Below are 14,451 nucleotides of genomic sequence, written 5' to 3'. Positions count from 1 at the left end.
GAGAATGAGAACGCTGAAAATTGCGCTGGCGGCCGCTGTTGGCTCGCTGGCGCTCGCTGGCGCCGCGCAGGCGCAGGACAGTGGCCCGAGCTTCGCTTTCAATGTCGGCGCGAACACCGACTACGTGTTCCGCGGCTTCAGCCAGTCCGACGAAGATCCGTCCGTGTTCGGCGGCGTCGACGCCACCATGGGTATCGGCTACGCCGGCGCGTGGGTCTCGACCGTCGACTTCAACAACGGCACGGACGCCGAATTCGACCTGTACGCCGGCATCAAGCCGACCGCCGGCCCGATCACCTTCGACATCGGCGTGATCTACTACGGCTATATCGACCAGCCGTCCGGCTCGAACCAGGACTATTGGGAAGGCAAGGTCGCCGCCTCCGTCCCGGCCGGCCCGGCGACCCTGGGCGCCGCCGTCTATTACTCGCCCGAGTTCTTCGGCAAGACCGGCGATGCCTGGTACTACGAGGCGAACGCCGCCGTCGCCGTGCCCGACACGAAGTTCACCTTCAGCGGCGCCATCGGCCGCCAGGAAGTGGACACCGGCATCGACTACACGACCTGGAACGTCGGCGGCGGTTACGCCCTGACCGACAACATCAGCCTCGACCTCCGCTACTTCGACACCAACGTGTCCAAGAACCTGTCCGGCGGTCTCGCCGACGCGCGCGTGGTCGGCGGCATCAAGTTCGCGTGGTAGTCGCAACCAAAGCTTAGCTTTATCGGTTGTACGGAAGCCGTCGCGGACCTCGCGGCGGCTTTTCCGTTGCACAGGGGGCGCCCTGTTCTTAAGTTCGGCCGCGCTCGCCGGACGCCTGTCATGAGCTAGTCGGGCGCCGACCGCGGAAAAACTCCGCTATGTCCAAGTTTTACTGACCGCCCGCGCGACCGGGCCTATGATTTGGGAATCGCTATCGTGAGTGGAGTGCGGCGCATGGAGCGGATGGCCGTCCGGGCCCAGACCGTGATCTTCGACGCCCTGCTCGCGGCCCTGGCCTTCGCCATCGCGTTCTTCGTCGCCCCCACCCAGCCCGAGCTGGGGTTCGGCCAGGCCGGCGCCCTCAGCTTCTTCCAGCTGGCCGCGCTCTACGCCGCCATCGCGGCGGCTTTCAGCCTGATGTTCCGCCGCGAGCTGTCGCCCTGGCGCTACGTCTCGATCCCCGACGCCCTGGTGCTCGCCCGCAGCGCGCTGCTGACGGTCGGCGTGTTCCTCCTGGCGGTCTTCGTCCTGGACCGCGCCGAGGGCCTGCCCCGCTCCACCCTGGTCATGGCGCCCCTGTTCCAGATGGTCAGCGCCATGGGCGTGCGGATCATGCGCCGCGCGCTGCACGAGCACGCGCTCGAGAGCTTCTCGCCGCTCAAGACCATCACCGACCGGATGACCCAGTCGCCGTCGCTGCTCCTGATCGGCCCGCCGTCGCTGGCCGACACCTACCTGCGCGACGTCGCCCGCAGCCACGACCGCACCTATACGCCCGTGGGCATCATCGGCACCGACCGCCGCGACGTGGGCGCCCAGGTGCGCGGCGTCTGCATCCTCGAGGCCATCGATCGCCTGGACGAGGCCCTGGCCGACCTGCGCCGCTGGAACCGCTACCCTCGCGCCATCCTCTTCCTTGAGGAGCCGGGCAAGCTGAAGGGCCTCACCGCCGACGTCCTGGGCCGCCTGAAGACCGACGGCATCCGGCTCCTGCGCCTGCCCTCCATCGTCGAGCTTTCGCAGCACGACGGCCTGACCCTGCTGCCGATGCGCGACATCAACATCGAGGAGCTGCTGGCCCGCGAGCCCATCGAACTGGACCGCAGAGCCATCGGCGGCCTGATCAAGGGTCGGCGGGTCCTGATCACCGGCGCCGGCGGCTCCATCGGGTCCGAGCTCTGCCGCCAGGTCGCCGCCTTCAACTGCGCGCACCTGACCGTCCTCGACTTCTCCGAGACCGCGCTGTTCGAGATCGAGCGCGAGATGCGGGAGACCTTCCCGCACATCTCGGTCAAGGCCGTGCTGTGCGACGTGCGTGACGGCCGCCGCACCAGCGCCGTCCTCGGCCGGGAGATGCCGGACCTGGTCTTCCACGCCGCGGCGCTGAAGCACGTCTCCATGGTCGAGCGCCATCCGATGGAGGGCATCCTCACCAACGTGATCGGCACCTGGAACGTGGCCGAGGCCTCCAAGGCCTGCGGCGCCCGCCAGATGGTGCTGATCTCCACCGACAAGGCCGTGGACCCCACCAACGCCATGGGCGCCACCAAGCGCCTGGCCGAGGCCGTTATCCAGGCCCAGCAGAGCACCGTCGAGGGCACCCGGTTCTCGGCCGTGCGCTTCGGCAACGTCCTGGGCTCGTCCGGCTCGGTGGTGCCGATCTTCAAGTCGCAGATCGAGCGCGGCGGGCCGGTGACGGTCACCCACCCCGACATGACGCGCTTCTTCATGACCATCCCCGAGGCGGCCCAGCTCGTGCTGCACGCCACGGCCGCCTGCCATGAAGACGACCGCCGCGACTCGCGCCTGTTCCTGCTGGAGATGGGCGAGCCGGTCAGCATCCTCGACCTCGCCCGCCAGATGATCGCCCTGTCCGGCCGCCGGGACATCGAGATCGAGATCACCGGCCTGCGCCCCGGCGAAAAGCTGACCGAGGCGCTGCTGGACGAGACCGAGCACGCCCTGCCCGCCGCGCCCAAGGTGATGGAGGTGATCTCCAGTTCGGCCGTCCGCGTCACCCCCGGCCACATCGAGGCCCTGGCGGCGGTGGTGGACGCCGGCGACGTGGAGGCTGTCCGCGCCACCCTGTTCGACCTGGTGGCCCAGGTCCGTGGCGAAAAGCCGGCCGCTCAACCCAGCCTGCGCGTGATCACGGGCGGCTAGAACCGCCTCAACCGCATGCCTTGCTCGATGGCGCCACCGGCCAGCCCTTGGGCTGTACGGAGGGATCCCTCACGTACAGGCGCCAGTCCGAGCCGATCGCGAGGGGGGTCTGCCCCCCCATGCTGCCGTCGATCGTGGCTTCCGGCACGACTGGAAAGGTCCAGCGGCACCCGCCGCCCTCGACCACCATGTGGTTTCGGAACATGTAGCCCGCCGGAAGGTCTGCGTCTTCACGAGGGCGGAGCTTATAGGCCTTGTCCGGCCCGACTTCGCCGGGAACGCTCGCGAGGAAACGGACTTTGACCTCGCCGGCGGTCTCATTCTTCAGCGAAACCATGGGCATCGGATCGCAGGCGCAAAGGGTCAGCCCGGTCGCCAGCAACACGCCGGAGCTCAGGAGTCTCATCGCGCACCTGATCGAGGTCGACGTCTTGGCCAAGGTCTTGCCGGCTGCATCTGAGGTCCGCGCTCGTTCCAATTTCGCGGTCCGTGCCAGTCACGGTCGAAAATCGAGGCCGTCAGCCCGCCCAGCACGTTCGACGGCAAATACGCAGGTCCCAGCTGACGCCCCTGTAGGACATGCTGACGCTCATGCTCCCACACCGGATGCCCCTCACTGACCTCCTTGTTCCGCCACGTCCTTCTTCCAGCCGGAGAATAGGGATCGTCTCCATAAGTGACCTCGCCGAGCGTGATGGCTCCCTGGTAGGCCAGTGGATTGTTGAAGAACTCTGTCCTTCCGCCTCGCGTCGAAATGCGTGGCTGCGGAACCCGTCGGTCCACGGCATGGGCCATGACCCCGAGAGCATGACCTACGCTGCCATAAGCCAAACCGGCCGCTGTGTTCGGCGCGTTGAACAGTTGCCCTACGACCTCCCCGACACTGACGCCGCCGATCTTCCCGTCCCGCTTCGCCATCCGCCCACCTCTGTCTGCCAGCGTCACAGGCTGAGAGGCAGAGGCCTCCAAGTTAAGAACAAAACCGGAACATGAGCAAGCCGCACGACAAAGGCCGCGGCTCGCCGCGGCCTTTTCGTTGCGCTCGGGAGGCTTCTATTCGGCCGCCACGATCCGTTCGTCGGCCGCCTCGGTGGCCGCGGCCGCCTTCAGGCGTTCGACCAGCGCCGCGTACTCGTCCCAAAGCGCCTTGGGCATGTGATCGCCGAACCGCTCGTAGAAGGCCGGGATCAGGGCCGCTTCCTGCGTCCAGATGGCCGGATCGACGGTGAGGAGCAGGTCCAGCTGCGCGTCGGTCAGGCTGAGGCCCGACAGGTCCAGGCTGGCCTTGGTCGGCACGCGGCCGATGGGCGTGTCCACCGCATCGGCCTTGCCGTCCAGCCGCTCGGCGATCCACTTCAGCACCCGGCTGTTCTCGCCATAGCCCGGCCAGACGAACTTGCCGCGCTCGTCCTTGCGGAACCAGTTCACGAAGAAGATCCGCGGCAGCTTGGAAGCGTCCGCCGCCTCACCCGTTTTCACCCAGTGGTTGAAATAATCGCCCATGTTGTAGCCGCAGAAGGGCAGCATGGCGAAGGGGTCGCGCCGCAGCTCGCCGATGGCGTTCTCGGCCGCCGCGGTGCCCTCGGAGGCCACGTTGGAGGCCATGAACACGCCGTGGCGCCAGTTGCGGGCTTCGGTCACCAGCGGCACCGCCGAGGCCCTGCGGCCACCGAACAGGATCGCCGAGATCGGCACGCCCGCCGGGTCTTCCCATTCGGGTGCCGCCACCGGGCACTGCGAGGCCGGCACCGTGAAGCGCGCGTTCGGGTGCGCGGCGGGCTCGGCGCACTCCGGGGTCCAGTCGCGGCCCTTCCAGTCGATGAGGTGCGCCGGCGCTTCGGGCGTCAGGCCTTCCCACCACACGTCGCCGTCGTCGGTCAGCGCCACGTTGGTGAAGATCGAATTGCCCCAGAGGGCGTCGATGGCGTTGCGGTTGGTCTCGATGCCCGTCCCCGGCGCCACGCCGAAGAACCCAGCCTCGGGGTTGATGGCGTAGAGGCGGCCGTCCTCGCCGAACCGCATCCAGCAGATGTCGTCGCCGATCGTCTCGGCCTTCCAGCCCGCCAGCGTCGGCTGCAGCATGGCCATGTTGGTCTTGCCGCAGGCGCTGGGGAAGGCGGCGGCCACGTACTTCACCGCCCCCTCCGGAGAGGTAAGCTTCAGGATCAGCATGTGCTCGGCGAACCAGCCCTCGTCGCGGGCCATGACCGAGGCGATCCGCAGGGCGAAGCACTTCTTGCCCAGGAGGGCGTTGCCGCCATAGCCCGAGCCGTACGACCAGATCTCGCGCGTCTCAGGAAAATGGACGATGTATTTGATTTCGTTGCAGGGCCAGGCCACGTCCTTGACCCCGTCCACCAGCGGCATGCCTACCGAGTGGACCGCGGGCACGAAGAAGCCGTCCTCGCCCAGCATGTCCAGGGCGCCCTTCCCCATGCGGGTCATGATCTTCATCGACACGGCCACATAGGCGCTGTCGGTGATCTCCACGCCGATCTGGCTGATCTTCGAGCCCAGCGGGCCCATGCAGAACGGCACCACATACATCGTGCGGCCGCGCATCACGCCCTTGAACAGGTCCTTCAGGTCCGCGCGCATCTCGGCGGGGTCCAGCCAGTTGTTGGTCGGGCCGGCGTCCTCGGGCTTCTCGGAGCAGATGAAGGTACGGCTCTCGACACGCGCCACGTCCCGCGGGTCCGAGGCAGCATAGAACGAGTTCGGGCGCTTTTCGGGGTTCAGCGGCTTCAGCGTGCCGGCGGCCACCAGCTCGCCCGTCAGGCGGGTCCATTCGGCGTCCGACCCGTCGCACCAGACGACGCGGTCAGGCTGGGCCAGGTCGGCGATGTCACGCACCCACTGCACCAGTTTGGCGTGTTTCGTCGGCGCGGGCTCAAGCCCCGGCACGGTCTTCAGGCTCATAGACAACGACTCCTTGGGCCCATTACGGCACAGCTGACTGTCCCGAATTGCTCTCTCGCTGAGAGCAATCTCATAGAATGAGAAGCTGCGTCTGCATACCTTGGGCCAGTCCGAACGCGTTCCACAACGCGTGATCGTACTGATCTGGCTCAGAGTTTCGACATCTTGCCTGTGGAAATGCCGGTCTGGCCGCAGCGCTCGCCTGGGCGGCGATTCGCCGGCGGTGACCTTGGGGGGAGAACGTGCGGGCCGCTCCCCCGCGACCCGCACGCCATGACGTCACCCCCAAGACGGCGGCCGCGAGGCGCCGTCAACCATATGACGTCCATGCCTAGACGCCGCCGATCGGCCTTCCCCCCCGCTCCCGCTGCAGCAAAGTTGGCGCGGCCCTCAGAATGCGGCATGTCTCTGCCTGAGGTTCCACTGCCGGCGCGACCATGCATCAGCCCCGCCACAGTTTGACGGCCCGGCCCGGCCCGCCGGAAGACGGGCGGCTGTCTGCGTGAGCTTCGTGCCGGACCCCAAGGGCCCGCCCGCGCGGCCCACTGATCCCCTGCTCGAGATCTACCTGGAGCGACGGGCCAACCTCGTCCGCTTCTTCGCCGCCCGGACCGGCTCGCGCGCGATCGCGGAGGACCTGGCCCAGGAACTCTATGTGAAGCTGGCCACCCGCGATCCTTCGGTGACGGCCGAGAACCCCGTCGCCCTGATCTATCGCGTCGCCACCAACGTCATGCTCGACCGCGCCCGCGGCGAGGCGCGCGCCGGCGCCCGCGAGGCGGCCTGGCGGCGGGTGGCCCACGCCTCGATCGGGGGCGAGGACGTCGCCGAGGACGTGCCCGCCGACGAGGCGGTCGCCTCGCGCCAGCGCCTGCGCCAGCTCGTGGACGCCGTGGCCGAGCTGCCACCGCAGATGCAGCGCGCCTTCCGCACCCACAAGCTGGAGGGCCGCAGCCATGCGGAAACGGCCCGGATCATGGGGATATCGGTCAAGTCCGTGGAGAAGCACATCTCGGCCGCGCTCAAGGCGCTAACAGAGAAGCTTGGCCGATGAACTACCATAAATTGCATTCCTCGACGGGGGGGCGAAGCCGGCCGGCGGCGTCTATCCCTGCGACGGGCCGCCGCACGCGGCGGCTCTGGAAGGGACGATGATCAACGCTCGGCGACATGGCGACGATGCGCGGCGCGAGGACGCCGCCGCATGGGTCGTGCGGCTCGAAGCCGGCGACCTCGGCGAGGCCGAGGCGGCGACGTTTGACGCCTGGCTGTCGGCCGCCCCCGCGAACGCGGCCGCCTTCGATGCCGCCCTCGCCGTCTCGCACGCCTACGCCGCCGCGGCGGACGAGGTGGCGCTCGCCCTCTCGCAACGCCGCACGGCCCCTGTCCGGCCGACGAACCGCCGGGCCCTGGTGGGCTTCGGCGTCATGGCCGCCGCCGCCGCGCTGGCGGTCGTCGTCGCCCCGGAGATCTCGGGCCCGCAGACTGAGACCTACGCCACCGCCAAGGGCGAGCGGCGGACGGTCGAGCTTGCGGATGGCTCCATCGTCGACCTCAACGGCGGCGCGCGGATGTCGGTCAGCCTCGGCCGGGACGGCCGGCGCGTGACGCTGGCCGAAGGCCAGGCCGTCTTCGACGTCGCCCACGACGCCCGCCGTCCGTTCACGGTGGCGGCCGGCGACCGGACGATCCGGGTCGTCGGCACCCAGTTCGATGTCCGGCGTCTCGGCGGCAAGGTCTCGGTCACCGTGGCGCGCGGCGCGGTCGAGGTGCGGCCCGCGGGCGGCGCGTCCGGCAAGGCCTATCGCCTGCATCCCGGTCAGCGGCTCGACCACGTCGAGGGAGCCGCGGCCACGCGCGTGGCCGCCGCCGAACCGGCGGAGGTCCTGGGCTGGCGCTCCGGCCGGCTGGTCTACCGCCAGCAGCCCTTGAGCGAAGTCATCGCCGACCTCAACCAGCAGTTTGTCACGCCCATCCGGGTGGAAGACGCCGAGCTCGCAGCCACGCCCATCTCCGGCGTGCTGGTCCTCGACGATCAGGATGCGGTAATCCGCCGCCTGGCCTTGCTGGTTCCCATAAGCGCGGTACGTTCCGACGCGGGCGTGGTCCTGCGGCGCGATGTTGCGTCCGACCGCTGATGAGGGCGTGGAGCCATACCGAGGCGCAGTTTGCCTCTGCAGACGTTGCTCGGCGGCGTCGCCCTGGCCTGCGTGGCGGGCGGCGCTGAGGCCGCCGACGCGCGCCTGCGCTTCGCGATTCCCCCCCGCGCCTACGCCGACGCCCTGATCGACCTCGGCCTCCAGGCCAACATCTCGATCCTGGGCACCGCCAGTTGCGGGCCGGACGGCCGGGTCGCGCTCTCGGGCCGGTACACCGTCCGCGAGGCGCTGGACCGCCTCCTGGCCGAGGCGCCCTGCCGCTACAGCATCATCGACGCGCGGACCGTGCGCATCCTGGCCGGGGCGCGCCCGGCGCCGGATGAGCCGCCCGGCCGCGACGCGCCCCGCGCGCCGGCGCTGGTGTCGGAGGTCGTCGTCACCGCCAGCAAGCGCCCCGTGGCGCTCGAACAGCTCCCGGCCGGGGTCAGCGCGATCACCCGCGACCAGATCGGCGCCACCCGCGCGGTCGACGTCGGGCAGACCACCGGCCAGCTCGCCGGGGTGCTCACCACCAACCTTGGGCCCGGTCGCGACAAGCTGCTGATCCGCGGCCTCTCCGACGGCGCCTTCACCGGCCGCGCCCGCTCGACCGTCTCGACCTATCTCGACGACGCTCCCATCAACTACAACGCCCCGGACCCCGACCTCCGCCTGGTCGACATCGACCGCGTCGAGGTCGTGCGCGGTCCCCAGGGGGCGCTCTACGGCTCCGGCTCCCTGGCCGGAATCTACCGCATCGTCACCAGCAAGCCCGACCTGGAGCGCGCGGCTTTCGGCGCCTCGGCCGGCATCGCCTGGACCAAGGGCGGCGATCCCAGCCACGAGGTCGACGGCTACGCCAGCCTGCCGCTGATCCAGGACCGCATCGCCGTCCGCATCGCCGCCTATCGCGACACGCAGGGCGGCTACCTCGACGACGTGAAGCTGCGGATCGCCAATGTCGACCAGACCCGGCGCGACGGCGGCCGCATCGCCGTGCGGGTCCGCATCGACGACCACTGGCGGCTCGACGCCCTGGCGGCCACCCAGCACCTGCGCTCCAACGACACCCAGTACGTCACCACCCGCACCGGCTCGGCCACCGGCGCCCTCGGCATCGCGCTCGAGGACCCGACCACCGACTGGCCCGGCGCCCCTGCCCAGCGCGCCAACCGGGTGCGCGAGGCGCACAACAACGACTTCTCCTACGTGGGCGCGACCCTGCAGGGCGAGTTTCCGTGGGGCGCCCTGACGTCCTCGACCAGCTACGTCCACCACGTCTTCTCGAGCCAGTTCGACGCCTTCGCGGCGGTCGATCCCTCGATCCCCACCGCCCCGCTCGGCGGCATCGCCGACCCGACGGATCTCGGCGTCTTCACCGAGGCCACACGGTCGAACCTGCTGGTCCAGGATCTGGTGATCCGCTCATCCGGCGTCGGCGCGTTCAACTGGATCTTCGGCCTCTATGCCGCGCGCACCCTGGAACGCTACCCCTCGACCCTGGGCGTCCTCTCCACCGGCCCCGTTGTGATGACCGCCTACACCGAGAACCGGAAGGACCGGCAGCGCGAGTACGCCGTCTATGGCGAGGGCTCCTACGATTTCGGCGGCGGCTGGAGCGCCACCCTGGGGGGCCGCCTTTTCGAGACCCGGGTCCACACCACCGCCACCCTGGACGTCGTCCACCCGTACCAGCCGCGGTCCTTCGACCAGGCCCGCATCTTCAACGGCTTCTCGCCCAAGCTCTCCGTCCAGCGCCAGTTCGCGAACGGGGACCTCATGTACGCCCTGGTCACCGAGGGCTACCGGCCCGGCGGGTTCAACTCCAGCGGCTTCTTCCCGATCCGGGCAAGCCGCGCGACCTTCACCGCCGACCGGCTGCGCAACTACGAGGTGGGCGTGAAGGTCCGCCGGATGGACAACCGGCTGGGCGTGCGGGCGGCCGCCTACTACGACGACTGGAGCCACATCCAGAGCGACCGCTACCGCACCTCCGGCCTCTCCTACACGGCCAATGTCGCGGACGCCCGCATCGCGGGTCTCGAGGCCGAGGTCGTCTACGACTGGCCCTTCGGCCTCTCCCTCCAGCTCAACGGCCTGCTCTCCGACTCGCGGGTCAAGAACCCGAACCCCGACTTCGACGCGCCGATCACCGACGACCTCCCGGGCGTTCCGAAGCTGTCGGGGGGCATGCTGGCGGCCTACGAACGCCCCCTTCCCGGCGACTTCACCCTGCGCCTGGTGGCCGAGGCCAACTACGTCGGCCGCTCGACGCTCACGTTCGACGCCAGCCAGCAGCAGCGGATGGGGCACTATCTCCGGGCCCAGCTCTCGGCGGAGTTGGCCACCGACCGCTGGCGGCTGATGGCCTACGTCAGCAATCCGTTCGACGACGACGGCGACACCTTCGCCTACGGCAACCCGTTCAGCTTCAGCCAGCAAGGGGTCCGCCAGGCCACGCCCCAACGCCCCCGCACGGTCGGTCTTAGGCTCGGCGCCGCTTTCTGAACGAATAGTAAAGCTTCGGCTGGGGGGCTGCGCCCGCGGGCGGCGTCTTATCTCACAACGGGGTTGTCGGGATGGGAGCGTTCGGGGTGGTCAGGCTGTCTGCGCTCGTTTGCGTGCAGAACCAGGATGCGCAGCTTTCGGAATGCCTGCGCAAACTGTCCTTCTGCGATGAGATCGTGGTGGTCGCCGACCGCTGCACCGACCGGTCGCAGGAGATCGCGCGCCGCCACGGCGCCATCGTCATCGACGGCATCTTCCCGCTGGAGGGCCAGCGCAAGGCCGCCGGCGTCGAAGCCTGCTCCGGCGACTGGATCCTGGAAATCGACCCGGACGAGCTGGTCGACGCGGCCCTCGCCTGGGAGATCCGCGCGGTGCTGCAGATGCGCCCGGCCGGCGACTGGTACGACCTGCCCATCGACAACTATGTGGGCGAGACCCTGGTCCGCGACGGCTGGGCCGGCGCGCTCAGCGCCCGCGCCGAGCCGCGGCTCTACAAGCGCGGCCTGAAGGCGTGGGAGCCCCGCCGCCTGAACGCCACCGCCGCCATGGCCGGCCGCCCCGGCGGCGCCCTGAAGGGCGCCATCCGCCGCTCGCTGGGCCGCGACGTCGGCGGCCTGATGGAGCGCGTGGCCCGCCTCACCGCCCTCGCCGCCGAAGACCTGGCCGACACCGGCCGCCCGGGCCCCGGCGTCTGGACGGCTCTCACCACCTTCCTCCGCGCCTACGTCGGACGCGGCGGCTGGCGCGAGGGCCACCTGGGCCTGGTCGTGGCCCTCCTCTCGGCCAGCCTGCCCCTGCTCTCGCGGGCCCGCGCCGCCGACGTCCTGGCCGCCCGCAAAGCCGCCACCCACGAGCCCGCCCGCGTCGCCGGCCTCCGCGGCGTCGTCGGCCTCGCGCGCTGAGGGCGTAGCGACCGGCCGACCCGCCGTCAGCGCGATTGTCGCGTCATGGCGGATCTGCCCGTGCGCGAGGCGCGCGTCCGGAGTTCCGGGGGAGAGGCGCCGAGGCGAAGTCGGCCGAGCCAATCGCTCGTCGGAAGTTGACTCGGAGGCGAAGCTCGTAGGGTCCGCTGTAGGCGCCCTGACTGCCTGTGGGCCGATCAGCTCGCACGCAGTCTTCGCAAGCTCGCTCGGCGCAGCGTCGATTTCAGATCGTCAGCACCAGCGGGCGATTCGTTGGCCGGGGCCGCTTTTGGGTCCGACGGCGCCGGCGCGGCCAGGCCCCCGCCCGCAGGCGACATGAAATTGAGGTCGAAGGCATGGCCGTGGGCGTCGCCCAGGATGACAAGTCGGCGAGCGCCACGTCCCAGGCAGCACCGTCATCCCTCGCCGAGCCGCTCTTAAGCCGAGGCGGTCGCGCGTCGCCGAATCGCCGCCCCCACCAGGCCGAAGCCGCCGATCAGCATGAGCCAAGTGGCCGGCTCCGGCACGCCCGCAATCCGCCCATCCAATTCAAACACCAAGCGACCTTCGCCGGGGGTGACCATGAACGACGACGAGGGTCCGAACTCGCTCAGCGGGTCATCGAATTGGGTCGCGTAGTAGTAGGATCCAAGGGTGAAACCGGCCGCGAGTTCGACGGTGTCAGCAGGACCGGCGCCGCCGATCCACGCCGCGTTCCCGATCGCCGGCCCGGGCGGGCCGTCCAGGACGAGAAAGTAAGAGCCGGCGGCGAAACTGAGACCGCTGGCAAGCTCTGTGCGGGGCTGGCCGTTGAAGTCAAAATTCAACCCCAGGCTCGGCGCCGTATAGACACCAGAGGCCACGACGTCGGCCGGGGTCGCCGTCGGCCCGAGCTTCGTTGTGATCCACCAGTTCCCACTCGCGCCCGACACGGCGCCTAGGAGCGCACGGACGGTTACGTCGGTGGTCGCAACGGTCTGGGTCCACCCGACGGCCGCGTTCGCCTGGGTGTCGGACAGGGAGCCAAACGACGCGGCGTCGAAGGTGTTGTCCGTGAATCCGATCAATGGGGCGCCTGCGGCCGGAAGTCCAAAGGACAGGATTGCGGCGGCGAGTGGCCAGACTGGTAGACGCATGACAGTCGTCTCCTGCGGATAGCGCGATCGAAGCCTTAGCCCGCTGGAGGCGCACGGCTTGGTGTGGACGCCCCTCAGGAAGTCTTCAGGACTTTGACCAAACCGACCAGCAATCCGAAGGCGCGGCAATAGTACGAACATCCCATGCAACCCGCGGGCGACTCGCGTCTCAATCCAGCCCGGCGGTCCCATTGGATCTTGGAATGCGCAACGTCCGCAGGGGTGTCTCTATGATGTGCAGACTGTTGGGGTGCGCGGCAGCGGCAGTTATGGCGTTTGGGGCTGCGACCGCGCCGTTCGCGCAGACCGAAACACGCCCCAACGTCCGGGATGGCGCGAACGCTATCGTGCCCCTGCGCGCGAGGCCGATCGAAAAGCTCACGATCAATCCCGGCTTCCGCGATTGGGGTCCTGCGACGCTGACGGAAACGACACTCTTCGCGGGCAACGCCACCAACAAGGGCGGCCTCTTCGCCATCGACCTCGCCAGCGGCAGGTTGAAGTGGTCAGCCCGGCCCGCGGGTACGCGAAGTGGCGCCCCGTTCGTGGCCACCGCGCCCGCGGTGTTCGGGGAAGCCGTCATCGCCCCGATGGGCAACACGCTGGTGGCGTTATCGGCGGCAACCGGCAAGGAACTGTGGCGGGGCCCCAACACAGAGCTCGGGGCGGCGGCGGCGGCGGGCGGCGGGCTGGCCTTTGTGCTCGGTGAGGATGGCTTTTTCCGTGCGCTCGACGCCGCGACTGGGCGCGAGAGGTGGAAGGTCGAATTCGCCCAGTTCAAGGCCTGCAAGTCGCGGCCCGTCGTGCGCAACGGTGTGGTCTATGTCAGTCGCGGCGTGCGCATCGCCGAAGCGACCCCAAACGCACCGGCGCGCCACATGCGCTACCTGGTCGCCCTCGACGCCAGCACCGGTCAGGAGCGGTGGCGCTATGCTCACGCGCCGACCCGGATCTCGACCGGCGCCTGCTTGGGTCAGCCCATCGTCACGGCCGACACCCTCTTTGGCTTCGACGACGACGAATCCACCCTCTATGCGATCAACCTCGCGAACGGCCGCGACCGTTGGCCGCCGCTGGTCGTGCAGCGCTCGGTCGAAGGTCGCCAACGCCCCATCGCCGTAGGCGGACTCGTGGATGCGGGTCCTGTGCTGATCGGCGTTTCGAAGACTGTCCTGATCGCCTTCGACAAGGCCACCGGCCGCACGGCGTGGGAAATCCCGGGCCAGTATAGCGACACCGCTCCCTCCACCGCCGTGGCGGGACGGGTTCTCTATTTCCAGGGTCATCCCGGCGCGGCCCCAGCCGCGGAGGTGCAGGACCGGATCGTCTACGTCGGCGGCAAGCCCGTAACGCCGGCGCCCGTCCTGCCGGGCGGCCGATTGAATGCGCTGGACCTCGAAACCCGCGCGCTGCTCTGGTCGTTCTCGCGCCCCACTGCCGAGCCCAACTGGAACTTCGGTCACGTCGCTCCCGTCGATGGCGGTCTCTGGGTCGACTCCTACCAAGCCCTCGTCAAGCTGCAGTGATACTGCTGGTTACCGCACCCGTCGTCAGCGGCTTCGGCACACGGCTCATCGAGCGAACGTTCGCCGCTCAAAACGGCGGCCGCTCGCAGATCGACCACGCGCCCGACGGCCTCAGGCGCATCGTCGAGCTCCGGCTCTCTCAACCTGACGAGACTGCGATCCTCGACCTCAGCAATGCGAGATCGTGAAGCGCTCGGCCTATCAGGTCTGTCGCATGCGGTGGCGGACCCAGAGGCCCGGTTCAGGCCAAGACGAAGTCTCACATTACAGTGCGCAGCCTGTCTAAGCACCAGGCTGGGAAACGGACTCTGGCGCGCGACGAATGTCCGGTTCGTGGAGCAGTCCCAATGTCCGCTCCTGATGCCGTGGACGGCTCCCCATCCCCCGCCGCACCGTGAGGTCGGCAGAGATGGAGGAGCGCCATGGAAGAGGTCGTCACGGTGGGCTTGGATATCG

General features: G+C 69.3%; 11 protein-coding genes. 8 read left to right on the top strand and 3 right to left on the bottom strand.

Annotated features, from left to right (window positions below; genetic code table 11):
* Positions 1 to 4 precede the first annotated feature (4 nt).
* Together A2790_RS08500 and A2790_RS08495 are read left to right on the top strand one after the other, a co-directional pair.
* Positions 5 to 703, top strand: coding sequence for a TorF family putative porin (locus A2790_RS08500; protein WP_293389941.1), 699 nt, complete (start codon positions 5 to 7; stop codon positions 701 to 703).
* Positions 704 to 937: 234 nt separating this feature from the next.
* Positions 938 to 2,866, top strand: coding sequence for a nucleoside-diphosphate sugar epimerase/dehydratase (locus tag A2790_RS08495; protein WP_293389938.1), 1,929 nt, complete (start codon positions 938 to 940; stop codon positions 2,864 to 2,866).
* Between the two features lie 7 nt (positions 2,867 to 2,873).
* Here A2790_RS08495 and A2790_RS08490 read toward each other — a convergent pair whose 3' ends face one another.
* Positions 2,874 to 3,251, bottom strand: a complete 378-nt coding sequence (locus A2790_RS08490) for a hypothetical protein (RefSeq protein WP_293389936.1) — start codon at positions 3,249 to 3,251, stop codon at positions 2,874 to 2,876.
* Positions 3,252 to 3,919: 668 nt separating this feature from the next.
* Positions 3,920 to 5,785, bottom strand: a complete 1,866-nt coding sequence (locus A2790_RS08485) for a phosphoenolpyruvate carboxykinase (GTP) (protein ID WP_293389933.1) — start codon at positions 5,783 to 5,785, stop codon at positions 3,920 to 3,922.
* Positions 5,786 to 6,287: 502 nt separating this feature from the next.
* On the opposite strand from A2790_RS08485, the gene A2790_RS08480 reads away from it, so the two are divergent.
* The 4 genes from A2790_RS08480 (at position 6,288) to A2790_RS08465 (ending at position 11,333) form a co-directional block, all read left to right on the top strand.
* Complete coding sequence (locus tag A2790_RS08480) at positions 6,288 to 6,839, top strand: RNA polymerase sigma factor (protein WP_293389930.1); 552 nt, start codon at positions 6,288 to 6,290, stop codon at positions 6,837 to 6,839.
* Positions 6,840 to 6,936: 97 nt separating this feature from the next.
* Positions 6,937 to 7,923: a FecR domain-containing protein gene (locus tag A2790_RS08475; RefSeq protein ID WP_293389927.1), complete on the top strand. Its 987-nt coding sequence runs from the start codon at positions 6,937 to 6,939 to the stop codon at positions 7,921 to 7,923.
* 30 nt (positions 7,924 to 7,953) lie between these two features.
* Positions 7,954 to 10,431, top strand: a complete 2,478-nt coding sequence (locus tag A2790_RS08470; protein ID WP_293389924.1) for a TonB-dependent receptor — start codon at positions 7,954 to 7,956, stop codon at positions 10,429 to 10,431.
* Between the two features lie 86 nt (positions 10,432 to 10,517).
* Positions 10,518 to 11,333, top strand: a complete 816-nt coding sequence (locus A2790_RS08465) for a glycosyltransferase (protein WP_293389921.1) — start codon at positions 10,518 to 10,520, stop codon at positions 11,331 to 11,333.
* A 437-nt stretch (positions 11,334 to 11,770) separates the two neighbouring features.
* On the opposite strand, the gene A2790_RS08460 is transcribed toward A2790_RS08465, so the two are convergent.
* Complete coding sequence (locus A2790_RS08460; RefSeq protein ID WP_293389919.1) at positions 11,771 to 12,400, bottom strand: PEPxxWA-CTERM sorting domain-containing protein; 630 nt, start codon at positions 12,398 to 12,400, stop codon at positions 11,771 to 11,773.
* 338 nt (positions 12,401 to 12,738) lie between these two features.
* Between A2790_RS08460 and A2790_RS08455 the strand changes: the two genes are divergently transcribed.
* Both A2790_RS08455 and A2790_RS08450 read left to right on the top strand, forming a co-directional pair.
* Positions 12,739 to 13,995 carry a PQQ-binding-like beta-propeller repeat protein gene (locus tag A2790_RS08455; protein WP_293389915.1) on the top strand — a complete coding sequence of 419 codons (1,257 nt, stop codon included), beginning with the start codon at positions 12,739 to 12,741 and terminating at the stop codon, positions 13,993 to 13,995.
* Positions 13,992 to 14,183, top strand: coding sequence for a hypothetical protein (locus tag A2790_RS08450; RefSeq protein WP_293389912.1), 192 nt, complete (start codon positions 13,992 to 13,994; stop codon positions 14,181 to 14,183). Before A2790_RS08455 ends, A2790_RS08450 begins: the two co-directional genes overlap by 4 nt.
* Positions 14,184 to 14,451 lie beyond the last annotated feature (268 nt).

The sequence above is a fragment of the Phenylobacterium sp. RIFCSPHIGHO2_01_FULL_69_31 genome (assembly GCF_001824475.1).
Taxonomy (GTDB): Bacteria; Pseudomonadota; Alphaproteobacteria; order Caulobacterales; family Caulobacteraceae; genus Phenylobacterium.
Note: the sequence above shows the minus strand (reverse complement) of the source record. Positions and strands in the feature narration are given on the sequence as shown.